Source organism: Bacillus sp. ISL-78 (assembly GCF_018613455.1).
Lineage (GTDB): Bacteria > Bacillota > Bacilli > Bacillales > DSM-1321 > Peribacillus > Peribacillus frigoritolerans.
This window is the reverse complement of sequence record NZ_JAGGQC010000019.1, coordinates 47,688-74,234: the sequence shown is the minus strand read 5'-3', so window position 1 is coordinate 74,234 and position 26,547 is coordinate 47,688. Positions and strand designations below refer to the sequence as shown.

At 43.3% G+C, this 26,547-nt stretch carries 20 protein-coding genes; 16 read left to right on the top strand and 4 right to left on the bottom strand.

Annotation, left to right across the window (positions count from 1 at the left end; translation table 11 throughout):
- Window positions 1-524: 524 nt before the first annotated feature.
- Complete coding sequence (rlmH, locus tag J7I96_RS18030; RefSeq protein ID WP_034316119.1) at window positions 525-1,004, top strand: 23S rRNA (pseudouridine(1915)-N(3))-methyltransferase RlmH; 480 nt, start codon at window positions 525-527, stop codon at window positions 1,002-1,004.
- Window positions 1,005-1,083: 79 nt separating this feature from the next.
- Entirely contained in the window at window positions 1,084-2,151 is a 1,068-nt protein-coding gene (gene rlmN / locus J7I96_RS18025) for a dual-specificity RNA methyltransferase RlmN (protein ID WP_214923976.1), read from the top strand.
- A gap of 62 nt (window positions 2,152-2,213) precedes the next feature.
- On the opposite strand, the gene J7I96_RS18020 is transcribed toward rlmN, so the two are convergent.
- Window positions 2,214-2,546: a heme oxygenase gene (locus tag J7I96_RS18020; protein WP_057278265.1), complete on the bottom strand. Its 333-nt coding sequence runs from the start codon at window positions 2,544-2,546 to the stop codon at window positions 2,214-2,216.
- A 296-nt stretch (window positions 2,547-2,842) separates the two neighbouring features.
- Here J7I96_RS18020 and J7I96_RS18015 point away from each other — a divergent pair, with 296 nt between their 5' ends.
- Both J7I96_RS18015 and J7I96_RS18010 read left to right on the top strand, forming a co-directional pair.
- Entirely contained in the window at window positions 2,843-4,291 is a 1,449-nt protein-coding gene (locus tag J7I96_RS18015; RefSeq protein WP_214772564.1) for a DEAD/DEAH box helicase, read from the top strand.
- Window positions 4,292-4,795: 504 nt separating this feature from the next.
- On the top strand, window positions 4,796-6,865 hold the full coding sequence (locus tag J7I96_RS18010) for a catalase (RefSeq protein ID WP_214772563.1): 2,070 nt from the start codon (window positions 4,796-4,798) through the stop codon (window positions 6,863-6,865).
- A gap of 61 nt (window positions 6,866-6,926) precedes the next feature.
- On the opposite strand, the gene pepT is transcribed toward J7I96_RS18010, so the two are convergent.
- A complete protein-coding gene (gene pepT, locus J7I96_RS18005) occupies window positions 6,927-8,162 on the bottom strand; it encodes a peptidase T (protein ID WP_214772562.1) in 1,236 nt (411 codons plus the stop codon).
- Window positions 8,163-8,304: 142 nt separating this feature from the next.
- A complete protein-coding gene (locus tag J7I96_RS18000) occupies window positions 8,305-9,768 on the bottom strand; it encodes an alpha-amylase (RefSeq protein WP_214772559.1) in 1,464 nt (487 codons plus the stop codon).
- Window positions 9,769-10,576: 808 nt separating this feature from the next.
- Between J7I96_RS18000 and J7I96_RS17995 the strand changes: the two genes are divergently transcribed.
- From J7I96_RS17995 to rbsB, 12 genes are all read left to right on the top strand, one after another.
- Entirely contained in the window at window positions 10,577-11,929 is a 1,353-nt protein-coding gene (locus J7I96_RS17995) for an aspartate aminotransferase family protein (RefSeq protein WP_214772557.1), read from the top strand.
- Window positions 11,930-11,936: 7 nt separating this feature from the next.
- Window positions 11,937-13,445, top strand: coding sequence for a pyridoxal phosphate-dependent decarboxylase family protein (locus J7I96_RS17990; protein WP_251025292.1), 1,509 nt, complete (start codon window positions 11,937-11,939; stop codon window positions 13,443-13,445).
- A 2-nt stretch (window positions 13,446-13,447) separates the two neighbouring features.
- Window positions 13,448-15,250, top strand: a complete 1,803-nt coding sequence (locus J7I96_RS17985) for an IucA/IucC family protein (RefSeq protein ID WP_214772555.1) — start codon at window positions 13,448-13,450, stop codon at window positions 15,248-15,250.
- Window positions 15,240-15,824: a GNAT family N-acetyltransferase gene (locus J7I96_RS17980; protein ID WP_048685635.1), complete on the top strand. Its 585-nt coding sequence runs from the start codon at window positions 15,240-15,242 to the stop codon at window positions 15,822-15,824. The genes J7I96_RS17985 and J7I96_RS17980 overlap by 11 nt, the downstream gene beginning before the upstream one ends.
- Complete coding sequence (locus J7I96_RS17975; RefSeq protein ID WP_214772553.1) at window positions 15,799-17,127, top strand: lysine N(6)-hydroxylase/L-ornithine N(5)-oxygenase family protein; 1,329 nt, start codon at window positions 15,799-15,801, stop codon at window positions 17,125-17,127. The genes J7I96_RS17980 and J7I96_RS17975 overlap by 26 nt, the downstream gene beginning before the upstream one ends.
- A 22-nt stretch (window positions 17,128-17,149) precedes the next feature.
- Window positions 17,150-18,961 carry an IucA/IucC family protein gene (locus J7I96_RS17970; protein WP_214772551.1) on the top strand — a complete coding sequence of 604 codons (1,812 nt, stop codon included), beginning with the start codon at window positions 17,150-17,152 and terminating at the stop codon, window positions 18,959-18,961.
- 331 nt (window positions 18,962-19,292) lie between these two features.
- Window positions 19,293-20,279: a LacI family DNA-binding transcriptional regulator gene (locus J7I96_RS17965; protein ID WP_214772549.1), complete on the top strand. Its 987-nt coding sequence runs from the start codon at window positions 19,293-19,295 to the stop codon at window positions 20,277-20,279.
- Window positions 20,276-21,160 (top strand): ribokinase, encoded by an 885-nt coding sequence (gene rbsK / locus J7I96_RS17960; protein ID WP_214772548.1) that lies wholly within the window; start codon window positions 20,276-20,278, stop codon window positions 21,158-21,160. Before J7I96_RS17965 ends, rbsK begins: the two co-directional genes overlap by 4 nt.
- Entirely contained in the window at window positions 21,157-21,549 is a 393-nt protein-coding gene (gene rbsD, locus J7I96_RS17955; protein WP_034316088.1) for a D-ribose pyranase, read from the top strand. The genes rbsK and rbsD overlap by 4 nt, the downstream gene beginning before the upstream one ends.
- Before the next feature lie 18 nt (window positions 21,550-21,567).
- A complete protein-coding gene (locus J7I96_RS17950) occupies window positions 21,568-23,049 on the top strand; it encodes a sugar ABC transporter ATP-binding protein (RefSeq protein ID WP_214772643.1) in 1,482 nt (493 codons plus the stop codon).
- Between the two features lies 1 nt (window position 23,050).
- On the top strand, window positions 23,051-23,995 hold the full coding sequence (locus J7I96_RS17945) for an ABC transporter permease (RefSeq protein ID WP_214772546.1): 945 nt from the start codon (window positions 23,051-23,053) through the stop codon (window positions 23,993-23,995).
- A gap of 15 nt (window positions 23,996-24,010) precedes the next feature.
- A complete protein-coding gene (gene rbsB / locus J7I96_RS17940; protein ID WP_214772544.1) occupies window positions 24,011-24,931 on the top strand; it encodes a ribose ABC transporter substrate-binding protein RbsB in 921 nt (306 codons plus the stop codon).
- A 196-nt stretch (window positions 24,932-25,127) separates the two neighbouring features.
- On the opposite strand, the gene gdhA is transcribed toward rbsB, so the two are convergent.
- Complete coding sequence (gene gdhA, locus J7I96_RS17935) at window positions 25,128-26,510, bottom strand: NADP-specific glutamate dehydrogenase (RefSeq protein WP_214772542.1); 1,383 nt, start codon at window positions 26,508-26,510, stop codon at window positions 25,128-25,130.
- Window positions 26,511-26,547 lie beyond the last annotated feature (37 nt).

Here is a 26,547-nt window from a genome sequence, read left to right as displayed (position 1 = left end):
TTGTAACCTGTTCTTAACATTTTCCGAAGATTAATCCGGAGGGTGGAATGGTTTAGAATCAAGCATTTGATATACGAATAATCAAGATAATTGTTCGGATTGGAACGAAGTCCAGCTGAAATTTCTTCAATAATGAAAGTTACCGTTGCCGCTTTCAGGGGCAGCGGTTTTTATTTTAGGCTCTTTTCGTAAAGAATGTTGTTTTTAAACGAAACTATTTAAGGTTGATTGGAGCGGAAGTGCGAGACTCCTGCGGGAGCAGCGGGACAGGTGAGACCCCACAGGCGTTTACGCCGAGGATGCTCACCGCCCGCCCCGCGGAAAGCGAGCATCTGGAGGGGAAATCAACCACAACTCACTACCTGGTAAATAGCAACAAAGTATGTGAAAACAGCCTTATTTTAAAAGCATTAAAAATTGGAAAGGATATGCTTGTTTTGCTTATAGGTCACTGTAAGGTATGATAATAGGTAGGCAAATCCAACAATTGATAGTAAAAACATAATGAAAGCTAGAGGATATATATGAAAATAACGATTATTACTGTTGGCAAGCTAAAGGAAAAATACTTAAAGCAAGGAATTGCTGAATATACAAAAAGGTTAAGCGCCTATGCTAATATAGAACTTGTCGAAGTACCGGATGAAAAGGCTCCGGAAAACCTGAGCACAGCGGACATGGACATTGTAAAGCAAAAGGAGGGTGAACGAATCCTGGCAAAAGTCAGCCCGGACACCTACGTAATAACGCTTGAGATCAATGGAAAACAGCTTACTTCTGAACAGCTGGCCACTCATATGGATCAGCTCGCCACCTATGGAAAGAGCAAAATTGCCTTTATTATTGGCGGGTCGCTTGGACTTGGCACAGAGGTGTTATCAAGAAGCGATTATGCCCTTTCCTTCTCGAAAATGACCTTTCCGCATCAATTAATGAAATTGGTTCTTGTGGAGCAAATATATCGGGCTTTTCGGATAAATAGAAATGAACCATATCATAAATGATAGAGACTGATTCCGGGGGAATTCCCCTAAGGTAATGGTTAAAGTATTAAATCTTACTGTAATGAAAAGAGGGTAACGAATGAATAAAGAGTCCATTTATGGTTTAACATTCGAACAATTGACAGCGTGGCTTTCGAACCGTGGCCATAAAAAATTCAGAGCTTCCCAAGTCTGGGAGTGGCTTTATAGAACACGTGTGACGAGTTTCTCTGAAATGACGGATGTTAATAAAGAGTGCATAAAATTACTTGAAGAGCACTTTGTCATCCAGACTTTGACTGAGCACGTCAAGCAAGAAGCAGCGGATGGTACGATCAAGTTCCTGTTTAAATTACAGGATGGCAACCTTATCGAAACGGTAATGATGAGACATAAATACGGAATTTCGGTTTGTGTCACCACCCAAGTGGGCTGTAATATTGGCTGCAGTTTCTGTGCCAGTGGATTATTGGCCAAAAGCCGGGATTTATCCAGCGGGGAGATAGTGGAACAAATCATGAACGTTCAACTGCATCTGGATAAATTGGAACAAGGTGATGTTGTAAGCCATGTTGTTGTAATGGGCATTGGCGAACCGTTCGATAACTTTGAAAATATGTTAGACTTTTTGAAAGTGCTCATGGACCATAAGGGTCTTGCTATCGCGGGCAGGCGCATTACTGTTTCGACAAGTGGTCTTGCCCATAAGATCTATGAATTCACCGATACTCAATTACAGGTGAATCTGGCCATCTCATTGCATGCGCCGAATAATGAACTTAGGACACAAATCATGAAGATAAACCGAGGCATCCCGATAGAAAAATTGATGAAATCTCTTGATTATTATTTAGAGAAAACGAATAGGAGAATTACGATCGAATATATCCTATTGAAAGATGTCAATGACCATAAAGAAGAAGCCGAGCAACTTGCCGATCTTCTTGATGACAAAAAACATCGTCTTTATGTCAACCTGATCCCATATAATCCTGTAGATGAGCATAGCCAATACCAAAGAAGTGACAAAGAGTCCGTTCTCTCGTTTTATGATACGCTGAAAAAGAGAGGCATCAATTGTAAAATCCGCCAAGAACATGGAACGGATATTGATGCGGCTTGCGGTCAGCTTAGAAGTAAACAAATCAAAAAAGCCGAAGCTAAGTAAGTTCATTAAGAATAAACAAAAAGAGGACGCATATTTTGCGGCCTCTTTTTTGTGTGATTTCATTATTTAGCTATTTCCTTTACCGAGGCGACTTCATACGTTGTAAGCTCGCTGCCTAGAATTGGAGATTCTTTTTTTGCTTCGCCGGAACCTGGTTCAGGCCGTTTATGTGCAGCTTTGAATGCATCGCTATTTCTCCAAGCCGTAAAGTTATCAAGGTTTTCCCAGTACATATTAACGCTCAGTTCATCGTGATCCGTCAAATTCTGCGTTAATAATACTTCAACTTTTACGAAGCCTTCCATCGTATCAAGTGGACCTGGTGCAGTAAATCCTGGGGCCATGACTGCACCCATCCCTTTTTTGACTCTGATTCTATTCGTTACGATTATCATAAATGAGTCCTCCTTTTGGCCATCGGTTTGGAATATACACCCTTTATTTCGGCAATTTCATACATATTTTAGCATATTGAAAGAAGCAGGGTCCATTTTGATTAACTACAAACATCAGGCCCTGAAGACATTGTTTAAATGAAGACGGACGTATCATTATATTGAAATAGAACAATTGAATTTGGATATTACAAGGTTTATCGATGCATATCGCGTATAATAGAACTCTGTATAAGGAAATTATTATTATGGGAACAATAAAGCAACATACTAAACAACAAAAGAGGCTGTTTTATATGAATGAATTGAGTTTTACTGATTATACATTAAGCGATGAAATTGTTAGGGCATTAGAAAGCTTGGGATATCAACGTCCAACCGAAGTGCAGCGTGAAGTGATTCCAGTGGCGCTGAAAAAGCGGGATCTTGTCGTTAAATCGCAAACAGGAAGCGGCAAGACCGCTTCATTCGGCATACCGATCTGCGAAATGGTCGATTGGGAAGAGAATAAGCCTCAGGCGCTTATTTTAACACCGACTCGTGAGCTCGCCGTGCAGGTAAAAGAGGATATTACGAATATTGGCAGATTTAAGAGGATAAAGGCTACTGCAGTTTATGGAAAACATCCATTCGCAATGCAAAAAGCCGAATTGAAACAAAAAAGCCATGTAGTCGTCGGAACCCCGGGTCGTGTTCTGGATCATATCGAGAAAGGGACATTCGCCTTGGAACGCTTAACTCATTTAGTTATTGATGAAGCGGATGAAATGCTGAATATGGGCTTCATCGAACAAGTGGAAGCCATTATTAAGGAGCTTCCGAAAGATAGAGTAACCATGCTGTTCTCCGCTACGTTACCTGAGAGTATAAAAAAACTATGCAAGCAATATATGAGAGATCCTTTGGATATTGAAATCAAAGCAAAGGGTTTAACGACGGAGAAAATTGAACATGCCCTTATTGAAGTGAAAGAAGATGATAAGTTTTCCCTGCTTAGAGACGTAACCATCGCGGAAAACCCCGATAGCTGCATCATTTTCTGCCGGACGAAAGATAGGGTGGACCAAGTATGTGAACAGCTGCTGGAATTGGACTATCCGTGTGATATGATACACGGCGGCATGCTTCAGGAAGATCGCCTTGCAGTGATGAATGAATTCAGAAGAGGTGAATTCCGCTATTTGGTTGCAACAGATGTTGCTGCCCGTGGAATTGACATCGACAATATAACCCATGTAATTAACTATGACCTGCCATTGGAAAAGGAAAGTTACGTACATCGAACGGGAAGAACGGGCCGTGCCGGTAAAAAAGGAAAGGCCATTACTTTTGTGACGCCGTACGAAGACAAATTCCTTACCGAGATTCAAGGATATATCGGTTTTGAAATCCCTAAGATGACTGCTCCATCTAAAGAGGAAGTTTCCAATAAAAAAATGGAATTCGAAGCCAAACTGGAAGCCCGTCCAAAAATCAAAAAAGATAAAAGTGAACAATTGAATAAACAAATCATGAAGCTGTATTTTAATGGCGGCAAGAAAAAGAAACTCAGGGCTGTCGATTTTGTCGGAACCATCGCAAAGATTGATGGAGTGAATGCAGAGGATATCGGGATCATTACGATCCAGGATAATGTTTCTTATGTGGAAATATTGAATGAAAAGGGACCGCTTGTCTTGAAAGTGATGAAAAATACGAAAGTGAAAGGCAAACTTTTGAAGGTTTCAGAGGCCTTTAAGAAATAAAGGTGTCGAATGAAAGAAGCGGGAAGACCGAAAATCGGTCTTCCCGCTTCTTTTTTATATGACTTGGGACAGAACTTTTCGACCCACTGGGGAAAAATTCGACCTATATACAGATAATTCGACATCCCCCGAAATAATCCATCCTCATTGAAATAGTAGTTTTTTTGTTTATGAGGAGGTTAAGATTCTTTCTCCAAATTCTGTTTATCCATTAAGACAGAGTGGTATATGAAGAAGGATAACGCGATTATTTCGAAACAATAAATACATCATCTGTTTGTAGAAAAAAGGGGTTTATCTAATTTTAAAACAAAGTTGATTGGAACTTAAGGTGCGAGACTCCTGCGGGAAAAGTGGTCCAGGGGAGACCCCGCAGGCGCAAAGGCGCAGAGGAGGCTCACGGACCGCCCGCGGAAAGCGAGTGCCTGGAGTGGAAGTCAACGATCCTGTAGACAATAAACAACGGTTTAATCTGAATTCTTAGACATGGAGGGGTTGAGTGGGATGACGAAAGCAAATGAAAGCGGAAGAATCAATGAGCAAAGTAAGCAGCGGCAGTTGGATCAATATCGAGTGGATGATAATGGGGAAAAGATGACGACTAACCAAGGTTTGCGTGTTTCTGAGGATGAGCATTCTTTGAAAGCGGGAACCCGTGGTCCAACTTTGATGGAGGATTTTCATTTTCGTGAAAAAATGACTCATTTTGACCATGAGCGTATTCCTGAGAGGATTGTCCATGCGCGAGGATCTGGAGCACATGGATATTTTCAGGTATATGAACCGATGACCGAATATACAAAAGCCAAGTTTCTTCAAGACCCTTCAGTCAAGACACCAGTATTCGTTCGTTACTCCACGGTGGCAGGTTCCCGCGGATCGGCAGACTCGGTCCGTGATGTAAGGGGATTCTCCACGAAGTTTTATACGGAGGAAGGAAACTATGATTTGGTCGGAAATAATATTCCGGTATTTTTTATCCAGGACGCCATTAAGTTCCCGGATCTAATTCATGCGGTTAAACCGGAGCCTCATAACGAAATACCTCAGGCCGCATCTGCCCATGATACGTTTTGGGATTTCGTCGCCAACAATGAAGAAACGGCACATATGGTCATGTGGCATCTATCAGATAGGGCCATACCGAGAAGTTTCCGGATGATGGAAGGGTTTGGTGTCCATACATTCCGTTTTGTAAATGAACAAGGCGTGGCCCATTTCGTTAAATTCCATTGGAAGCCTGTCCTGGGAGTTAAATCTCTTGTCTGGGATGAGGCACAGAAAATTGCAGGGAAGAATCCTGATTTTCACCGCCAAGATTTGTGGGAAGCGATAGATACCGGGAATTATCCTGAATTTGAATTTGGCGTCCAAATGATTAAGGAGGAAGATGAATTCAAATTCGACTTTGATATCCTTGATCCTACTAAACTATGGCCGGAAGAACAAATCCCGGTTAAAATAATCGGAAAAATGGTTTTGAATCAAAATACTGATAACTTTTTTGCAGAGACTGAACAGATAGCTTTCCATCCGGGGCATGTTGTACCAGGTATTGATTTTTCAAATGATCCGCTGCTTCAGGGACGTTTATTCTCATACACCGATACCCAGCTATCCAGATTGGGAGGACCGAACTTCCATGAGCTACCGATTAATAGGACGGTTGCCCCCGTACATAATAATCAGCGCGATGGCATGCATCGGATGTCAATAAATCCAGGGCCGGTCAGCTACCACAAAAATTCCCTTGCAGGCAACTCTCCTGAACCTGCTTCGGAAGGGGAAGGCGGCTATGCACATTACCAGGAGAAGGTCGATGGCAGGAAGGTCCGGCAGCGCAGTGAAAGCTTCAAGGATCATTACAGCCAGGCTAAACTATTTTGGAATAGCATGACTGAAGTGGAGAAGGAGCATATTATTCAGGCTTTCCACTTTGAAGTGGGAAAAGTGAAAAGTAAGGATGTTCAGCAGCAAATTGTCGAGATGTTCAGCAATGTGGATGTTGAACTGGCTAAAACGATCGCCATGGGAGTGGGCGTGAATCCTCCAGTCAACAAAAGTGAGGTTAAAATGGACTTGGCTTCTCCGGCTCTAAGCCAGGAGCAAATGAAAGTGAACACGGCCGCAACAAGAAAAGTGGCAATCTTGGCTGCAGATGGTTTCAACGGTTCAGAGGTTAATCAAGTCTTGGAATCATTTAAATCGGCAGGTATAACGGCTGAATTCATCAGTCATAATCGTGGAGTGGTTACAAGTTCTGAAGGACAGCAGGTCGAGGTGAACCAGACATTCCTGACAGCCGATTCGGTACTTTTCGATGCTGTATATGTGGCAGGGGGGCAGGAGAGTGTCGATGCTTTAATGGGATCCAAGGAACCCATTTACTTTGTTGATGAAGCCTACAATCATTTCAAAGCGATTGGTGCGGGAAAAGAAGGGGCCGAGATCTTATCGAAGGCAGGCATCGTTTCCAATGATCCAGCTTCAGGCATTGTAGCTGTTACGGATAAAAATAGCGGTTCTGCCTTTATCGAGGCAATTGCCAAGCACCGTCACTGGAAACGCGCTTAATATCTATTGAAAACCCCCAGACTTGAAGTCTGGGGGTTTTCAATAGATATTCCGTATCAAGCTACTTTGCTTTTTCTTCAAAAAGTGATGCAATGCCAACGATCACCTTAGTGGCCAATATCATATTATCAACGGAAATAAATTCATATTTTCCATGAAAGTTCTCCCCGCCCGTAAAGATGTTGGGTGTTGGCAGGCCCATATACGATAATTGAGATCCGTCCGTACCACCGCGTATTGGCGAGATTTTCGGTTTTATCTCGAGTTTCTCCATTGCTTCATGGGCGATATCCACGATTTCCTTCACGGGCTCAATTTTTTCCTTCATGTTGAAGTATTGGTCGTGTAATTCGAGCTGGATACGGTTTTGCCCATATTTTTCTTTTAAATCTTCGATTACTTTTGTTATATATTCCTTGCGTTCATTGAATTTTTGGCGGTCGAAATCCCTGATGATGTAAGAAAGCTTGGTCTCTTCCACATCACCATGAAAGGAAAGCAGGTGATAAAATCCTTCGTAACCCTCCGTATATTCCGGTGCTTCTGCCGCTGGGAGCTTATTATGGAATTCCATGGCGATTTTCGCCGAATTCACCATTTTTCCTTTAGCCGTTCCAGGGTGAATATTCGTCCCTTTGATCAGGATTTTGGCCGATGCTGCATTGAAGCTCTCATATTCAAGTTCTCCAAGCGGGCCACCGTCCACGGTGTAGGCAAATTGTGCATCAAAGGCATCTACATCAAACTTATGGGGACCCCTTCCGATTTCCTCATCGGGAGTAAAAGCAACACGGATTTTTCCATGCCTGATTTCCGGATGCTGGATCAAATAATCCATGGCAGTCATGATTTCGGCAATTCCAGCCTTATTATCTGCTCCCAACAGGGTTGTCCCATCCGTTGTAATCAAGGTATGCCCTATATAGTTCTTAAGCGAAGGAAAATCATCAGGTGAAAGAATGACATCCAATTTTTCATGTAGAGTAAGATCTTTGCCATCATAGTTGTCAACGATTTGCGGTTTTACATCTTTTCCAGTGAAATCCGTTGCTGTATCGACATGGGCCAAGAAACCGATTGTCGGGACATCCTTATTTGAATTGGCTGGCAAGGTTGCCATGACATAGCCGTTCTGATCCATTGTCACTTCCTCCATCCCAATGGATTGAAGTTCCTTGACCAATGCATTTGCCAATGTCAGCTGTCCGGGTGTAGAGGGGCATGAGGGATTTTCCTCATTCGATTGGGTATCCACTTTCACATAAGAAGTGAATCTTTCAATGATTTCATTTTTCACTTTTCCTTCAACTCCTTTCTCACTTATCTTACCATGATTAATTAAAATGGAAAAATTATCTTTTTTTCAAATCTTCAAGAGCGGTGTCATCATCAAAGAACGGCATATCTGAAGGCGACATGCCGTTCTTTGATATTCCTTTTTAGAGAGGATTATTCAAGGCCCATACGGATACGCTTTTCCCATGAACGGGGAATGTCGCGAAACCATCTTCTTCAATGGTAATGTGGTCATCTTTATGACAAGTTAAATCAATCCAGATTTCACCAGCACGATGTTCGCCGACGAACATCCTTTTTTCACTGTTGTGATCTCCATTGGAGATAATGACGGCACACCCCGAGCCTTCTAGCTCTTCAACTCCGTGCCGGACCCATCCTATCGTATTTGGATCATCAAAGTAGTCGGTCTGTTCTCCGTAAGCTTTTTCATACCTGGCATATAGTAGACGATCCAGGATATCCTTTTTCCCAGGCACGGGAGAAGGTCCGCCGATTCCATAATAGTCCCCGTAAAAGACACACGGATAACCGCAAAGTCTAAGGAGGGTAAGTGCATATGCCGATGGTTTGAACCAGTCCTTTACCCAAGATTCCAGTGATTCATGAGGCTGGGAGTCATGGTTGTCGACAAAAGTGACGGCCTGTGCCGGATTGGTTTGGACGAGGGTATCATCAAAGATGGTTGAGAGGTCGAAGTCTGCTCCTGCTTTTGAGGCCTCATGAAATTTATAATGCAGGGAAACATCGAACAAGTTGAGGTCATGATTGGTTTGCTCTAAGTATGTTTGACAAGCTTTAACATCGGCCTTCCAAAATTCGCCGACCATGAAGAAATGTTCCTTTGTATAAGGAATGAGTTCTTGGAGAAACTCATTGATGAATTCATAATCGATATGCTTAACGGCGTCCAAACGAAAACCATCACACTTTAACGTATCAACCATCCATTTTCCCCAGCTAATCATTTCCTGACGAACTTCCGGCAGGCTGTAATCAATGTTGGCAAACATCAAATAATCATAGTTTCCGAATTCATCGATGACATGCGGATTCCAGTGCTTATTTTCGCCTGTGATTCGAAATACACCCATTTTGTCGTTTTCGGCATCATAGTCTGTACCGTTAAAATGGGTATGGTTCCACTTAAAGTCAGAGTATTTATTTTTACGGCCCGGGAAATCGAATTTTGTCCAGCCTTCCATTTCAAATGGTTCTGAGATATCTTCCATCCGGTTGTCTGGATTGACTTCAATCACTTCAAATTTTTCGGTTCCGTCAGCTCCTGCTTTATGGTTCATGACTAAATCGATATAAACGCAAAGTCCGTAGTTATGGCAAGTGGCTATTGCTTGCAGCAATTCATCTTTGGTCCCGTATTTGGTACGAACTGTTCCTTTTTGGTCAAATTCCCCCAAGTCGTAACCGTCATATATTCCATATCCATTATCCCCAACGGATTGCCCTTTGGTAACTGGCGGAAGCCAAACGCAATCAATTCCTATATCCTTCAACTTGGAGGCTGCATATTTCAATCTTTCCCAATGAGAACCATCTGCCTCAAGATGCCACTCAAAAAATTGCATCATCGTATGATTTCTTTTCATCCGTTTCCCCCCTGACACCGACCCGATTTTAACAAAAGTGAAACTGTACGATCGGATAAAGTAATAATGAAAATCTTTACCCCATAAATTCAAATGATAAACAAGTGAATAACCCTCTTGAGTGAGGTTCATTTACTCCTCTATTTTACTATTTTATACCAAATAAGGATATTTTATATTGATTGGCAGCTAAAAATAATTCAAATGTGTAGGAATAACCGGGAAAAGGTGTAGGCGCCCATTCAATAATTTTGGGGGAGTGGGTGGATATCAATCGTTTCTTTCCACTGCGGCCACTCGCTTTCCGCGTACATGGAAGTCTCGACCCTCCGTTTCAATCCACGTTGTTATGAAATTTAATAGAATCTCTTTTGCCTATAAAATAAGGCATCCCGAATATTTTGGGATGCCTTGTTCATATTGGAAGGGATCGTCCTCATCTTTTTTTACCTCTTCGTCTAAAGAAGGGGGCGAAAGCCATTGCACCTAATAATAAGATTCGGAACATGGAAGATAGAATGATCATATCTTTGGAGGAGCTGCTGTTACCTGCCCCCTTTTGGCCCATGTTCCCGTTTATACCTGGAGATGCAGCCCATCCTGTTTTCTGTCTCGGCTTCCACAAACTTTTATATTCAATAGATAAATAGAGAATAGGCCCCAGTTTTAACCTTTTCTTAATTTTATTGGAATTTACTAGAAGAAAAATGAGTGGATTTACTCATTGAGAACAATTATCATTATCAGTAAAATAAGATTCATGATAATGATAATTGTTCTCAATTAATTCAATACATGGAGGTTCACTATGATAACGAACACGCTTACGAAAAATGATCAACTACTGGAACAACAAAATACAAGGGAATCAAATGCCCGATCATATCCTAGAAGATTACCCATGGCGATCGATCATGCGGAGGGAATTTACTTAACAGACATGGATGGAAAACGATATATTGATTTTCTTGCCGGGGCTGGAACATTAGCGCTTGGACACAATCATCCGGCAGTGCTTGAAGCAATGGAAAAAATTCTTAAGGATAAGCGTCCTTTGCATACATTGGACTTTACGACGCCAATTAAAGAGCAGTTCGTCGATGAAATTTTTGAATGCCTGCCTGAGGAATTCAGGAAAAATGCAAAAATTCAATTCTGTGGTCCTACTGGCGGAGATGCCATCGAGGCAGCACTTAAACTGGTTAAGACAGCGACAGGCAACAGAAGCATTTTATCTTTCCAGGGAGCTTACCACGGGGCAACGCATGCAACGATGTCAATCAGCGGCAATACAAAACCAAAGGAAAAAATCCAAGGGTTAATGCCAGATGTGCAATTCCTGCCGTATCCGTATCAATATCGCTGTCCCTTCGGAGTAGGCGGAGAAGAAAGCCATAAAATCAGCAGCCAGTATATCGAAAATCTATTGAATGATCCCGAATCAGGATTATTGGCACCTGCAGGGATGATTTTGGAGGCAGTGCAAGGCGAGGGAGGATCCATTCCAGCTCCAATTCCATGGCTTAAGGAAATCAGGAGAATAACGAAGGAGAAGGGTATTCCGCTTATTATCGACGAAGTTCAATCAGGTATCGGCCGTACAGGGAAGATGTTTGCCTTTGAACATGCAGGAATCGTCCCGGACGTTCTTGTCCTATCCAAAGCAATAGGCGGAAGTCTTCCATTATCGGTGGTGATTTATAACAAAGAGCTTGACCTATGGTCACCAGGTGCACATATCGGTACATTCCGCGGAAATCAAATGGCGATGGCAGCAGGAACAGCGACTTTAAAATTCATGAAAGAGACGAATCTTGTGGAGCATGCCGCTAAAATGGGAGAAATCTTAAAGGATATTCTTAAAGATTTGCAAAAAGATATTAAGCAGATCGGCGATGTCAGGGGCCGGGGATTAATGGTCGGTGTGGAAATGATCAATCATGAAGAACCGCAAAATGCGAATGGAAGCCATCCTGCTGATTCACAACTTGCCAGTGCCATTCAACAGGAATGTTTTCAAAGAGGGTTGATTCTGGAAGTTGGCGGCAGACATGGAAGTGTAGTGAGGTTCTTGCCTCCATTGATCGTAACGGAATCCCAGCTTCGCGAGGCCACTGCAATTTTTGAACAAGCTGTTCGTGCAGCTGTTGCAAGAGGGTGAATGATCAATGATCGAAACGATAAATAAAACGGACTTTGCTTATTCTCGGATGTTCTTGAATAACGAAGAAGGCTTCAATAACTACAGCCAGTCATTGAAAATCATTGAAAAAAAGCTGACCAACTTTTTAAAAGGGAATAATTCACCATACTCTGGGAAAAAACCGTATGAAATCGAAGCAAGATTAAGCGGGCTGCCCCCTGCTTCCCTAAAAGGGGAGACACTGGAAGCGGTGGCGGATGAGCTGGCAGAGTTTGTTATTAATGACAGCATCAATGTACATAGCCCCGCTTGTATCGGACATTTGCATTGCCCGACATTAATACCTGCCGTTGCTGCTGAAATGGTTATCGGTACGTTGAATCAATCCATGGATTCATGGGACCAAAGCTCGTCGGCAACCTTCGTTGAAGAGCGTTTAATAGATTGGCTTTGCAGCCAGGTAGGGTTACCGGAACAATCGGATGGGATTTTCACAAGCGGTGGAACCCAATCTAATTATATGGGCCTGCTATTGGCTAGGGACGCATATTGTAAGAAATTCTGGGGTGTTGACGTTCAACAGCATGGCTTGCCGGTCGAGGCGAATAAATTGCGGATCTTATGCTCAGAGGCTGCCCACTTTACGGTTCGGAAGTCGGCGGCACAGCTGGGACTTGGAGAACAGGCTGTAATAACGATCAAAACGGATGCAAATCACCGTTTGTCCATAGAAGAATTAAATCATCAAATGCTGCTTTTGGAAAAACAGGGTTTACTGCCATTTGCCATCGTTGCAACTTGCGGAACAACGGATTTTGGTTCAATCGATCCATTACATGAGTTGTCCGAAGCTGCAAGGAAGAATGGGATATGGCTGCATGTGGACGCTGCATATGGAGGCGCGATGATTTTAAGTAAGGATTACAAAAACTTAATCAGCGGTATTGAACGAGCCGACTCGATTACGGTTGATTTTCACAAATTATTCTATCAACCCATCAGCTGTGGTGCTTTTCTTGTCTCTGACAGCAACTCATTCCAATATATCCAGCATCACGCAGATTACTTGAATCCACAGGAAGATGAAGCGGAGGGCATGGTTCACTTAGTCAATAAATCGGTTCAAACGACGAGAAGGTTCGACGCACTGAAGCTCTGGATGTCATTGAAGGTCGTTGGACTGGAAACCTTTGCCGAAATGATCGATTATACTTGTCACCTTGCACGTGAGGTAGCTGTGAAGATCGATAAGGAGGAAGGATTCACAGTGTTGAATAAAGCCCCTGAATTGAATGCGGTTGTATTCCGTTATAATCCCGAAGGAGAAAGTGATCAGTTAGTCAATCTATTAAATAAACAGATTCAGCAAGAGTTACTGAAAAGCGGACGGGCATTTTTAGCAAAAACACGTTTTGAAGGACAGGTATATTTAAAAATGACACTATTGAACCCGATGACGAGGCTTGAACACATAGAGGACATTTTAGACGAAATTCGAGTATTAGGTGAAATGTTCAAGATGATGGAGGAATGAAGATGAATGGTAAGCAAATAGCTGAAAGGGCGACGATGCAAAGCTTTCTGAATTGCTATTTCCGGGAAACCGGAAATTGCAGGTTAGAAGAAACGAAAAACTGGCCGGATTTGGAGGGGTCCATTCCGGATTCATTAATGGTCAGTAAGCTCACATCCCAAGACATTGCATTGCTTGTTCCGCTTAAATATTGGTCGAAAACGGGGCGTCATATTTTCCACTTCCCGGTTTATTATCAAACGGGATCCAAACAAGTACATGAATTAGATTACGTGACAATGGTCTCGATTGTTTCTAAAGAATTATTGAATGAGCAGGGCCGGACGGATAGTGAAGATGAATTGATGCTGCGTGTCATCCTAAGCAGCCAAAATATTCAACGTTATGTAGAAGCCAGGACCGAAGACGCTGATGCCCTTCAAAGTCCCGATTTCACCTATATCGAAGCTGAGCAGTCACTTTTATTCGGGCACCTGTTCCATCCGACACCTAAAAGCAAGCAAGGCATTTCGGAAAAAGATGAATGGATCTATTCACCCGAATTAAAAGGGCAGTTTCAGCTGCACTACTTCCTGGCAGAACCTTCGATTGTCATCCAGGATTCCAGTGAAGACCGATCGGCAAGTGAGATCATCAAACAGGAATTAGCCGGTGACTTGGAGATATCCAGTGAATTCCGTCGAACGTATTGCCAAGAGGAAAGCCGATATACCATCATCCCGGCACACCCGCTCCAGGCAAAAGCCCTTATCGAAAAAGAAGAGGTCAAGAAGCTAATCGAGCAAGGGACACTAGTTTATGCAGGGCCGCTTGGGAAAAAGTTCACGGCGACTTCTTCATTTAGAACGGTATATAGTCCCACATCAAGATATATGTACAAATTTTCAGTTCCGGTTAAAATCACTAATTCCTTACGTGCAAATCTGCAAAAGGAATTAGATCGCGGTGTCGAAATTGCAAAATTAATAGATTCTAAAGTGGGCGACGATCTAAAAGAACGGCACCCCACCTTCCGTATCATCAAGGACCCTGCTTACTTAACGATCAAAACGACCGAGCAAGAATCGGGATTCGATGTTGATATCCGGGAAAATCCTTTTTATGAAAACGATAAACAAGCAAGCCTGATTGCCGGCTTATGTCAGGATAATGCCTATGGTGCACCATCAAGGCTTGGAGCGATCATCCGCAAATTATCAGCTGATGAAGACCGCAGTACCGAAGAAGTAAGTAAGGATTGGTTCAAAACCTATCTGTCAAGGACATTGAAACCGATGCTTTGGCTATTTGAAGAGTATGGAATCGTTTTGGAAGCCCATCAACAAAATTCCATCATTCAACTTCAAGATGGGTATCCAGCCGCTTTTTATTATCGTGATAATCAAGGGTATTACTATTGTGAGTCCAAAGTGGACAGGCTGCAAAAGATCATGCCGGAACTAAGTGAAAAAAGCTTTACGATTTGTTCTGATGAAGTCGCTGAAGAAAGACTGCAATACTATTTCTTTTTTAATCACTTATTAGGCTTAATCAATAATTTTGGAACGGAAGGATTAGTATCAGAAAACAAACTGTTACAGCTCGTTCAGGAACAACTGGAAACATGCAGCAGGGATAGCGAAGATGAAGGGGTGAATCGAGTTGTTTCAAAGTTGCTTCATGCCCGGGAATTAACTTGTAAGGCTAATTTACTGACACGATTCCATGATATGGATGAGCTTGTTGGTTCACTTGAGACACAATCCGTTTATACAACGATTGATAATCCGTTCGCGCAGGGGGTTATGGCCGTCCATGAAAAATAGTTATGAAGAAATGCTCAAGGACTGCAATAAACAGCTTTCATTTGTCAAAGTTGAATTTGAGAGGGATTTGGATACACTGCATGAATGGATGCATGAAGATCATGTGATACCCTATTGGAATTTGAATTTCACAAAAGAAAAATTCGCTGTTCATTTAAAAAAGGCATTGGCTGATACGCACCAAACACTTTATTTAGGCTGTCTGGATTCCATTCCCATGAGCTATTGGGAATCGTATTGGGTAAAAGGCGATATCATCGAAGATTATTATGAATCCGAAGAGGGAGATCAAGGCATTCATTTACTCATTGGTGATCCGGATTATTTAGGGAAAGGCCTGGCTTTGCCGTTTTTACGTGCAATGGTGAAATTCCAACTACTGACTTCAACCACAAACAAAGTGATGGCTGAACCGGATATCAGGAATGCAAAGATGATTCATTTATTTGAAAAATGCGGGTTTACCCCAATTAAAGAGATAGAACTCCCTGACAAAACAGCATTGCTCATGTCATGCACACGGGGGAATTTCGAGAGGAAGTGGAACTATGGAGAAGCAACAATCTATCTATGACTTGGTAGGGATAGGAATTGGTCCATTTAACCTTGGACTTGCGGCCCTTTTGGAGAAAACCCCGGAGTTGAATGCCGTCTTTTTTGAGAAAAAGCGGGAATTTAATTGGCATGAAGGGATGCTGCTGGAAGGGACGACGCTGCAAGTGCCGTTCTTTGCCGATCTGGTTAGCATGGCAGATGTGACAAGCCCATATAGCTATCTGAATTATTTACAGCAGCATGATCGGCTTTATCATTTCTACTTCCTTGAAAAATTCTTGATTCCACGAAAAGAATATAACGACTATTGCCGCTGGGCTGCCCATCAACTTGATAGCTGCCGTTTTGGTAAAGCGGTGGAGGCGGTTGAATATATAGGAAATCAAGGTGAACCCTGCTATCAAATCAGTGTAAGGGATACACAAACACAAAAGATCGAAGTCTATTATAGCCGCCATGTAGTCATGGGAATCGGCAGTTCCCCGACTGTTCCATCGGCCTTTCAACCATATATGGGAGAGAGCATCCTGCATTCGGCCGATTATTTACGGAATAAAGAAAACGTCTTAAAGAAAAAATCTGTAACGGTTGTCGGATCTGGACAGAGTGCAGCCGAGGTCTTTCTGGATTTGCTTAATGAGCAGGAGGAATATGGCTACCAGCTAAACTGGTATACAAGATCCAAGGGGTTTTTCCCTATGGAATATTCAAAACTCGGATTGGAATACTTCACGCCGGATTACCTTGATTTCTTTTATCGGCTGCCTCAGGAAAAGAAGGATGAAATCCTGCCGAAACAGGATTTATTGTATAAAGGGATCAGCGCTACGACCATTGCAGCAATTTTTGATAAGATGTATGAAAAATCGATTGGAAATGCCGAACTTGCCATTGAACTTCGGGCCATGACGGAAGTTGCGGCAGTTACCCCCGCTGAAAATGGCTGGCAATTGAAATGTCGACAGTGGGTTGAAGATAGCGAATTTGATGTGGACACAGAGGCGATCGTTTTTGGGACGGGCTATAAATCAACCCTTCCGGCATTCCTTGAAACCATGGAGGACCATTTAGTCCGCGATGACTTGGGCCGTCTTGCAATAACGAAAGACTATCGGGTAGGAACGGCCATCTCTACACCGAATCACCTTTTTATTCAAAATGGCGAAATACATACACATGGGGTGGGTGCTCCGGATCTAGGCTTAGGAGCATTCCGAAATTCGATTATCATCAATCAATTGGCAGGTAAAGAAGTTTATCCATCGAAGCCAAAGGGTGCATTTCAGTCATTCCGTGTAAAATCACCCGTCATGGCTTACTAAGAGAAGGGAAGGGGAGAATTATATGCAGTTCATAAATGAAGTGGAACAGGCAGTTTCAGAAACGAATTGGTCGAAAGTAAACCAAAACCTGCTGGCCAAGATGATTTCTGAGTATATGTATGAAGATATGATCCATCCAGCTGTCCTGAATGAAAATACAGCAGGAAACTTATATGAGTTAAAGATAAATGAGGGGAAATCTTATCGATTTTTAGCGTCGCCCCGTCTTTTTGACAGCTATGAAGTACAGGCCGAGTCGATCCAGGTATGTGAAACGGAAGGTTTTACACAGGCCAAGGATGCTATTCAATTCATTTTGGACATCCAGCCGTTAATTGGGATGACTGCAGAAACAACAGGACATTTAATCAAAGAATTCCATCATACGCTGCTTGCGGATCTCCAATTGCTATCCAAACCTGAACAAGATGCGGCTGATTTAGTCGAATTGGATTATGCATTACTTGAAGGAGAAATGAGCGGTCACCCTTGGATTGCTTATAACAAGGGAAGAATCGGTTTCGGTTATGATGATTATTTGCAGTTCGCTCCAGAAAACCAGAAGGAAGTTCAGTTATCCTGGATTGCCGTCCATAAAACGAGGGGGGAGTTCAATTCAGTCGAAACGTTATCTTATAAGCAATTGATGGAGAATGAACTGGATGGGGAAACCCAAAAATCATTTGCAAAGATATTGACGGAAAAAGGGCTGAACGCAGAAAACTATTACTACCTTCCGGTTCATGAATGGCAGTGGAAGAATGTAATCATCCAGAACTTTACCGATGACCTGGCTAAAGGGCTGATCGTAGCTTTGGGAAATGGTCCTGATAAGTATCTGCCGCAGCAATCCATCCGGACATTTGTTAATGTATCGAATAAGGATAAACACCACGTCAAGCTGCCGATGAGCATTTTAAATACGCTAGTCTACCGTGGATTGCCAGCTGAACGCACGGTCATTGCCCCAAAAATCACAACGTATATAAAGAACATTTATGAAAATGATTCATTCTTGAAAGAACAATGCAAAGTAGTGCTTCCTGGTGAAGTGGCCAGTTTAAATGTTGATCACCCGTATTATTCCAAGCTAGAGAATGTACCGTATCAATATTTGGAGATGCTGGGGGGGATTTGGAGAGAAAGCATTTACAGTTATATGGAAGAAGGCGAAAAGCCCATTACGCTTGCGTCCCTTTTACATGTCGACAGCAAAGGGAAACCATATGTGGAAAGCCTTATTGAAAAATCGGGATTGACTGCAGAAGCCTGGACAGCTCAATTATTCGACGTCATCCTATCACCATTACTTCATTTTATCTATCAGTATGGATTGGTCTTCTCGCCGCATGGTCAAAATACCATTTTAGTTTTGAAGGATTACAAGCCTCACCGCTTGGCCATCAAGGATTTTGTAGATGATGTAAACGTCAGTGATCAGCCGCTTCCTGAATTAAGCAGCCTTCCTGATGATTTAAGGGAAGTACTAAGAAGTGAGACTCCCGAGGGGCTGGTTCAATTCATTTTCACGGGACTGTTCATCTGTCATTTCCGATACTTGTCAACACTTATGATGAAGCGGTCCCTTTTGGATGAGAATGCTTTTTGGGAAGGCGTCGCCCGAACAATCCTGACACATCAGAAAAAATTCCCTATGCTGCAGGATCGTTTCGATACGTTCAATTTCTTTGCGCCAAAATTAACAAAGCTCTGCCTGAATAGAAATCGGATGCTTCAATATGGATATAGCGATGGTGAAGACCGTCCGCATGCCTCTGAGTTTGGGCATGTGAATAATGCCCTTTATGAAAAGTTACCTGCAAAATCGCTATAAAGTTAAACTGGCTCAGACTTTTGAGCCATTTTTCTTATGGTTTTAACAATTTGACCGTTGATTTCCGCTCGAGGCACTCACTTTCCGCGGGCGGTCCGTGAGACTCCTCGGCGCTTTGCTCCTGCGGGTCCCTTGACTCGCCTTTTCCGCAGGAGTCTTGCCCCTTCCGCTCCACTCAACTCAACTTAATTATAACGGTTAGGTAGAACTCCTGCTGTCTTCAGTTTTAGGTCAATTCCCAAAAAATTATATTTGGGGAGGGCTTGCCGTTCATTTAAATTGGTGATAAGCTATGTGTAAACGGTTACACAAAAGCATAGAGGGTGATATTTTGGCAACTATTCGGGATGTGGCAAAGGAAGCTGGAGTTTCTGTGGCAACGGTTTCCAGAGTTATGAATGGCAGTGGTTATGCACATGAGGACACAAAAAAGGTGGTCATGGCAGCTGTTGAAAAATTGAATTATAAACCGAATGAAGTGGCAAGATCCCTCTACAAACGTAAATCCAAATTGGTTGGTTTGATTTTGCCGGACATTACGAATCCCTTCTTCCCAGAAATGGCAAGGGGTGTCGAGGATTATCTTCAGCAGTTTGGTTATCGGTTGATTTTTGGAAATAGTGATGAAAAGCGAGATAAAGAAATAGAATATATTGACACTTTCCTGCAAAACAATGTAGTGGGCATGATTGCTTCGACTAGTGAAGAAGCCAATGAGAATTTCGATAATCTGGATATTCCAGTTGTCCTTCTCGACCGTACAGCGGAGAAATTACCAGCTGTTTATTCCGATCAAAAAACAGGCGGTAAGCTGGCGGCACGCGTATTGCTGGATAGAGGCAGTACGAATATCGTCCTCATTAGGGGGCCAGTCGAAATAAAGCCTGTATATGAACGGTACATGGCAGCATTGGAAGAATTGAAACAAGCAAAAGTGAGCGTGCATGTCATGGATTCATCCCTGACTCTTCAGGGCGGCCAAACATGCGTGAAGCAGCTTTTCGAGCAATATCCGGAAACGGATGGAATCATTGCATGTAATGATATTGTTGCAGCCGCAGCACTTCAAGAGATTTTAAAACGGGGAATACGGATACCGGAAGACATACAATTAATCGGCTATGATGATATCTCCTTCACATCGTTATTGCACCCACCGTTATCGACAATTCGGCAGCCAGCCTATGAAATGGGGGCACAAGCGGCGGAAATGTTAATTAAAAGGATCAATCAAGAAAAAATGGTAGTAACACATAAAAAGCTCCCTGTTTCTTTTGTGGAGAGACAAACAACGAGAAGGAAGGCGGAGAAGACATGATTAGAATTGCAGTAGTGGGAAGTTCGTCAATGGACTTAGTGGTGACATCAGCCAAACGCCCAATGGCGGGGGAAACGGTTTTAGGAGAGTCCTTTATCACGGTTCCTGGAGGAAAGGGAGCCAATCAGGCTGTGGCAGCGGCACGTCTTGGTGCAGAAGTGTCGATGGTTGGATGTGTAGGAGATGATGTCTATGGAGAGATCATCTTAGATAACATGAAAAAAAATCATGTAAATACGAAGTATGTGGAACCGGTTACAGATTCTGCTTCCGGGACAGCGCACATTACCCTTTCGGAAGGTGATAACAGCATTATTGTCGTAAAAGGTGCGAATGATTTCATTACTCCTGAATATGTACAAAAGGCGAAAAAGGTGATAGAGGAATCGGATATCGTGTTGGTCCAGCAGGAAATACCTGAGGAAACTGTGGAGTATCTGGCTGCCTTGTGCAACATGCTTCAAAAGAAATTACTATTGAACCCAGCTCCCGCCCGCAGACTAAGCGAGGCTGTCATTCAACAGGCATCATTCCTTACTCCGAATGAACATGAATTCGAGATACTATTCGATGGGAGAGATAGAACGGAAGTCTTGACTGAGTATCCAAATAAATTATTCATTACCGAAGGAAGAAATGGAGTCCGTTACTTTGATGGACATGAAGAAAAGGTTGTTCCAAGCTTTGAAGTGGAAGCTGTGGATACAACAGGTGCAGGGGATACATTCAATGCTGCCTTTGCGGTGGCTGTTGCAGAAGGAAAGAGTTTGGACGAAAGTTTGTTGTTCGCGAACCGGGCAGCTTCCATTTCCGTGACGAAATTAGGTGCTCAAGGCGGCATGCCGCAAAGGTTAGAGGTCGAGAGGGGCTTTGAAGCATGAAACGTCAAGGAATCATCAATAGTTCAATAGCCAAGGTCCTGGTTGACCTTGGTCATACCGATTATATTGTCGTAGGTGATGCCGGGCTGCCGGTGCCGCCCGGAGTTTGCAAGATTGATTTAGCATTGACGCCTGGGACGCCATCATTTCAAGATGTCGTCCGGGCGGTTCACGAAGATATGGTTGTTGAAAAGGTTATCGCTGCCACAGAAGTGAAGGTTAAAAACCCGGAACAGCATCAATACATGGAGCAGCAATTCGGAGCAGCGATTGAATATGTCTCCCATGAGGATTTTAAAAGGCTGACAAGTAACGCGAAAGCCATTATCCGGACCGGGGAGACCACGCCATATTCAAATTGCATATTGCAGTCTGGAGTATTCTTTTAAAGAAATGAGATGATGAGCATGCAAATCGAAATGCGCGATATTTATAAAGCATTTGGTCAAAACAAGGTATTGGAAGGTGTTCATTTTTCTTTAGAGGCTGGGGAAGTACATGCACTAATGGGGGAAAATGGTGCGGGGAAATCAACCTTGATGAACATTTTGACCGGGCTGCATAAACAAGATCAAGGAACGATCGAGATTAACGGTAAAGAAACATCATTCAAGGATTCAAAGGAGGCCGAAGAGGCGGGAATGGCCTTTATTCGTCAGGAATTGAATATTTGGCCCGAAATGACCGTGCTGGAGAATCTATTTATCGGCAGGGAAATGGTCAATGGCTTCGGTGTCCTGAAGACGAAACAAATGAAAGCGCGTGCAAACGAGATTTTTAAAACACTTAATATTTCCCTTCCTTATGATAAGGAAGCTGGATTGTGTTCTGTCGGGGAACAGCAAATGATTGAAATTGCCAAGACGCTCATGACGGATGCCGAAGTCATCATCATGGATGAGCCAACGGCCGCTTTAACTGAGAGGGAAATAGAGAAGCTCTTTGAAGTGATGAAGGGACTCACCAAAAAGGGTGTATCCCTAGTTTATATTTCTCACCGGATGGAAGAAATATTCGCCATTTGTGACCGGATCACCGTAATGCGTGACGGAAAGACAGTCGATACGAAAAGAATTGCAGATACAAATTTCGATGAAGTCGTTCAAAAGATGGTAGGGCGGGAGCTGGAGGATCGTTTTCCTCATCGTGAAGCGAATGCTGGCGACATAGTCCTTGATGTGAAAGGTTTAACCAGAAAGGGGCTTTTTGAAGATATCCATTTCGCGGTTCGCCAAGGTGAGATTGTCGGTGTCGCCGGATTGATGGGAGCAGGCAGAACGGAAATAATGCGCGCCCTTTTTGGTGTCGACCAAATAGACAGGGGTGAAATCACCATTGAAGGCAAGAAAGTTTCCATACGAAAACCAACGGATGCAGTTCGGCACGGCCTGGCTTTCATTACGGAAAATCGTAAAGAAGAGGGATTGATCCTGGACTTTTCTGTAAGGGAAAATATCGGCTTGCCGAATCTCAAGAGTTTTGCTCCTAACGGAATCGTGAAAACGGAAGATGAGATGAACTTTGCCGAAATGATGATTAAGCGACTTCATGTAAAGACATCTTCTGCTGAGACGGTCATCGGCAACCTTTCCGGAGGAAATCAACAGAAAGTGGTAATCGCCAAATGGATCGGCACTTCCCCTAAAGTTCTAATTATGGATGAACCGACCCGGGGGATAGATGTTGGTGCAAAACGTGAAATTTACGAATTGATGAATGAATTGACGGAGCGAGGCATCGCCATCATCATGGTTTCGTCAGAGCTTCCGGAAATTATTGGAATGAGTGATAGAATCCTTGTCGTTCACGAAGGTGAGATTGCTGGGGAATTGTTAAAGCAGGAAGCAACGCAAGAAAAAATTATGGCATTGGCGACAGGAGGGAACTAGGATGAAACTTGAGGCTGCAGGGAAAAGCGGGATTTGGCAGAAATTCGGTCCGTTACTCGCCCTGGTACTTTTATTTATCGTAATAACCGTTTTAAATCCATCATTCATGGAACCGAATAATATTTTGAATTTATTGCGTCAAACCTCCATCAATGCACTTATCGCATTTGGAATGACCTTTATCATATTGACAGGCGGCATCGACTTATCCGTCGGTTCCATTTTAGCTCTATCCAGCGCACTCATGGCTGGTATGATGGTCTCGGGATTGGATCCGATTTTAGCAATATTGGTAGGCATTCTACTAGGTGCAATAATGGGTGTAATCAATGGGATACTCGTTTCAAAGGGTAAGATGGCCCCTTTCATCGTGACACTGGCCACCATGACGATTTTCCGGGGATTAACGCTTGTGTATACGGATGGAAAGCCGATTACCGGAATTGGCGATTCCGTTACGTTCCAGATGCTTGGGAGAGGTTACTTCCTTGGAGTGCCAGTACCGGCGGTTGTGATGATCATCGCTTTCTTAATTCTATGGTTCCTGCTTCATAAAACATCCTTTGGCCGTAAAACTTATGCAATCGGCGGAAATGAAAGGGCTTCCCGTATTTCTGGGATTAAAGTTGACCGGGTCAAGGTGGCCATCTATGGTCTGGCCGGTACGATGGCGGCCATTGCCGGTGCCATTTTGACATCCCGTCTGAATTCGGCACAGCCGACGGCAGGGCAATCCTATGAAATGGATGCCATCGCAGCCGTGGTGCTGGGCGGAACGAGCCTTTCAGGCGGTAAAGGGCGCTTGTTCGGTACGCTGGTCGGTGTCCTGATCATCGGTACCTTGAATAACGGCATGAATTTACTTGGTGTATCTTCTTTCTACCAGCAAGTGGTAAAAGGTGCAGTTATATTAATCGCGGTCTTACTTGACCGTAAAAAATCATAAGAAGAGGTGTAATCAATGAAAAAAATAGTATCGATCATCATGGTTCTTTCTTTAATGGTCTTGGCTGCCTGTTCAATGGATTCTGGTCTAACAGATGATAAAAAAGAAAAGAAAGACTCGATGAAAGACGTGAAAGTCGGGGTCAGCATCTCTACTTTAAACAACCCATTCTTCGTTTCCTTAAAAGATGGTATTGAAAAAGAGGCAAAAGAAAAGGGCATGAAAGTCACAGTTGTTGACGCCCAAGATGATACGGCAAAACAAATCAGCGGAATTGAAGATCTAATCCTTCAAAAGGTTGATGTCCTTCTTGTGAATCCTACTGACTCTTCGGCAATATCTTCAGCCGTTCAATCAGCTAATGAAGCGGGCATTCCCGTTATCACGATTGACCGCTCTTCAGACGAAGGAGACATTGAAACGTTCATCGCTTCCGACAATGTGGCTGGCGGGGAAATGGCTGCAGAATTTTTAGTTAAAGAGCTTGGCGAAAAAGCGAAAGTAGTGGAACTTGAAGGGGTATCCGGAGCATCTGCAACTCGTGAACGCGGGAAAGGTTTCCACAATATTGCGGACAAGCAGTTAGAGGTCCTGACAAGCCAAACGGCGGAATTCGACCGGACAAAGGGGCTTAACGTCATGGAAAATATCCTGCAAGGCGATAAAGACATCCAAGCGGTTTTCGCCCATAATGATGAAATGGCACTAGGAGCCATTGAAGCAATCAAGGCAGCTGGAAAAGACATCATCGTCGTTGGTTTTGACGGAAACGATGATGCATTGAAAGCAGTTGAAAACGGTGAACTAAAAGCCACAATCGCCCAACAACCGGCACTTATCGGTGAAGAAGCGGTTAATGCGGCTGAAAAGATCTTAAAAGGCGACAAAGTGGATGACACAATATCCGTTCCATTGAAATTGGTCACCAAAGAGTGATTGTCTCCCAAACAAAAAGAGTGACGGAAATCTTCCGACACTCTTTTTTGTTTGGGAGACAGAAATGTTTCGATCTCATTGATGTTATCTAAGAGTTGATATTCAGCTTGAATTGATATGAAAAAGAGGAGATAGAAAAGTGAATTCATTCTTTTAAGGCGGCCACGTGTCGGAACCGCCCTACATCTATTGACTGCTAGAGTACACCTTGAGTCAGCATCGCATCCGCCACTTTAAGGAATCCGGCAATATTGGCACCGACAACTAAATTGCCAGGCGCACCATATGCTTCGGCGGCCTCTATGCTGTTTTTATAGATATTTTTCATGATTTCATGCAGCTTGGCATCGACTTCTTCGAAAGTCCAAGGCATCCTGGCACTGTTTTGGGCCATTTCGAGTGCAGACACGGCTACGCCGCCTGCATTGGCTGCTTTTGCTGGTCCAAAAAGGATGCCGTTATTAAGGAATACATCAATGGCTTCAAGTGTTGAAGGCATATTAGCGCCCTCACCCACTGCCTTCACATTATTTTTGACCAGTAATTTTGCTGCTTCTTCATCGATTTCATTTTGAGTGGCACAAGGCAGGGCGATGTCGCATGGTACAGACCAGATGCCATAGCTTCCTTCATGGTATACAGCCTCCGGGTGCGCATCGACATACTCGCTTAAACGTTTTCGTTCCACTTCTTTAAGACGTCTAACTGTATCAAGATTCAGGCCATTTTCATCATATATGTAGCCATTGGAGTCGCTGCATGCAACAACTTTAGCGCCTAGCTGTGTAGCTTTTTCAATGGCATAAATGGATACATTGCCAGACCCTGAGATAACGACAGTGCTGCCATGGAATTGAAGCCCTTTGTCTTTTAGCATTTCTTCGACAAAGTAAACCGTCCCATATCCAGTCGCCTCTGTACGGGCCAGGCTTCCGCCATAACTTATGCCTTTACCGGTTAAAACACCGGCATGGTAGCCGCCTTGCATCTTTTTATACTGACCGAACAAGTAACCGATCTCCCTTGCACCGACTCCGATATCACCAGCCGGTACGTCTGTATCAGGGCCGATATAGCGAGCTAGTTCCGACATGAAGCTTTGGCAGAAACGCATGATTTCCGCGTCCGATTTTCCTTTTGGATCGAAGTCCGAACCGCCTTTACCCCCACCGATCGGCTGGCCAGTAAGCGAATTTTTAAAGATTTGCTCGAAACCAAGAAACTTTATGATGCTGGAATTGACAGTGGGGTGGAAACGGAGACCGCCTTTGAATGGTCCGATTGCACTGTTGAATTGCACCCGGAAACCACGGTTTACTTGAACATTGCCCAGGTCATCAACCCAAGAGACACGGAAGGTGATCATTCTCTCGGGTTCTACCAGCCTTTCCAATATCCCGCTTTTCATATATTCTGGATGTTTTGCAAACACCGGGACCAATGAAAGGAATATCTCCTTTACGGCTTGATGGAATTCACTTTCGTGAGGATTACGTTCCTTTACCTGCGCGTATACTTGACTTACGAACTCTCTGGCAACCTGCGATTCCTCATGCTCGACTTCCTGTGAAGTGGTCATTGTTCTCTCTCCTTTAGTTAAAGTCATAAAATATTAA

Excerpts from the sequence above, each read along its gene's own strand:
- rbsK (WP_214772548.1), top strand. The coding sequence starts at position 20,276 with ATGATTAGAATTGCAGTAGTGGGAAGTTCGTCAATGGACTTAGTGGTG.
- rlmH (WP_034316119.1), top strand. The coding sequence starts at position 525 with ATGAAAATAACGATTATTACTGTTGGCAAGCTAAAGGAAAAATACTTA.
- J7I96_RS18010 (WP_214772563.1), top strand. The coding sequence starts at position 4,796 with ATGACGAAAGCAAATGAAAGCGGAAGAATCAATGAGCAAAGTAAGCAG.
- gdhA (WP_214772542.1), bottom strand. The coding sequence starts at position 26,510 with ATGACCACTTCACAGGAAGTCGAGCATGAGGAATCGCAGGTTGCCAGA.
- J7I96_RS17985 (WP_214772555.1), top strand. The coding sequence starts at position 13,448 with ATGAATGGTAAGCAAATAGCTGAAAGGGCGACGATGCAAAGCTTTCTG.
- J7I96_RS17945 (WP_214772546.1), top strand. The coding sequence starts at position 23,051 with ATGAAACTTGAGGCTGCAGGGAAAAGCGGGATTTGGCAGAAATTCGGT.
- rbsD (WP_034316088.1), top strand. The coding sequence starts at position 21,157 with ATGAAACGTCAAGGAATCATCAATAGTTCAATAGCCAAGGTCCTGGTT.
- J7I96_RS17970 (WP_214772551.1), top strand. The coding sequence starts at position 17,150 with ATGCAGTTCATAAATGAAGTGGAACAGGCAGTTTCAGAAACGAATTGG.
- J7I96_RS17995 (WP_214772557.1), top strand. The coding sequence starts at position 10,577 with ATGATAACGAACACGCTTACGAAAAATGATCAACTACTGGAACAACAA.
- J7I96_RS18000 (WP_214772559.1), bottom strand. The coding sequence starts at position 9,768 with ATGAAAAGAAATCATACGATGATGCAATTTTTTGAGTGGCATCTTGAG.
- J7I96_RS17990 (WP_251025292.1), top strand. The coding sequence starts at position 11,937 with ATGATCGAAACGATAAATAAAACGGACTTTGCTTATTCTCGGATGTTC.
- rlmN (WP_214923976.1), top strand. The coding sequence starts at position 1,084 with ATGAATAAAGAGTCCATTTATGGTTTAACATTCGAACAATTGACAGCG.
- J7I96_RS18015 (WP_214772564.1), top strand. The coding sequence starts at position 2,843 with ATGAATGAATTGAGTTTTACTGATTATACATTAAGCGATGAAATTGTT.
- J7I96_RS18020 (WP_057278265.1), bottom strand. The coding sequence starts at position 2,546 with ATGATAATCGTAACGAATAGAATCAGAGTCAAAAAAGGGATGGGTGCA.
- J7I96_RS17975 (WP_214772553.1), top strand. The coding sequence starts at position 15,799 with ATGGAGAAGCAACAATCTATCTATGACTTGGTAGGGATAGGAATTGGT.
- rbsB (WP_214772544.1), top strand. The coding sequence starts at position 24,011 with ATGAAAAAAATAGTATCGATCATCATGGTTCTTTCTTTAATGGTCTTG.
- J7I96_RS17980 (WP_048685635.1), top strand. The coding sequence starts at position 15,240 with ATGAAAAATAGTTATGAAGAAATGCTCAAGGACTGCAATAAACAGCTT.
- J7I96_RS17950 (WP_214772643.1), top strand. The coding sequence starts at position 21,568 with ATGCAAATCGAAATGCGCGATATTTATAAAGCATTTGGTCAAAACAAG.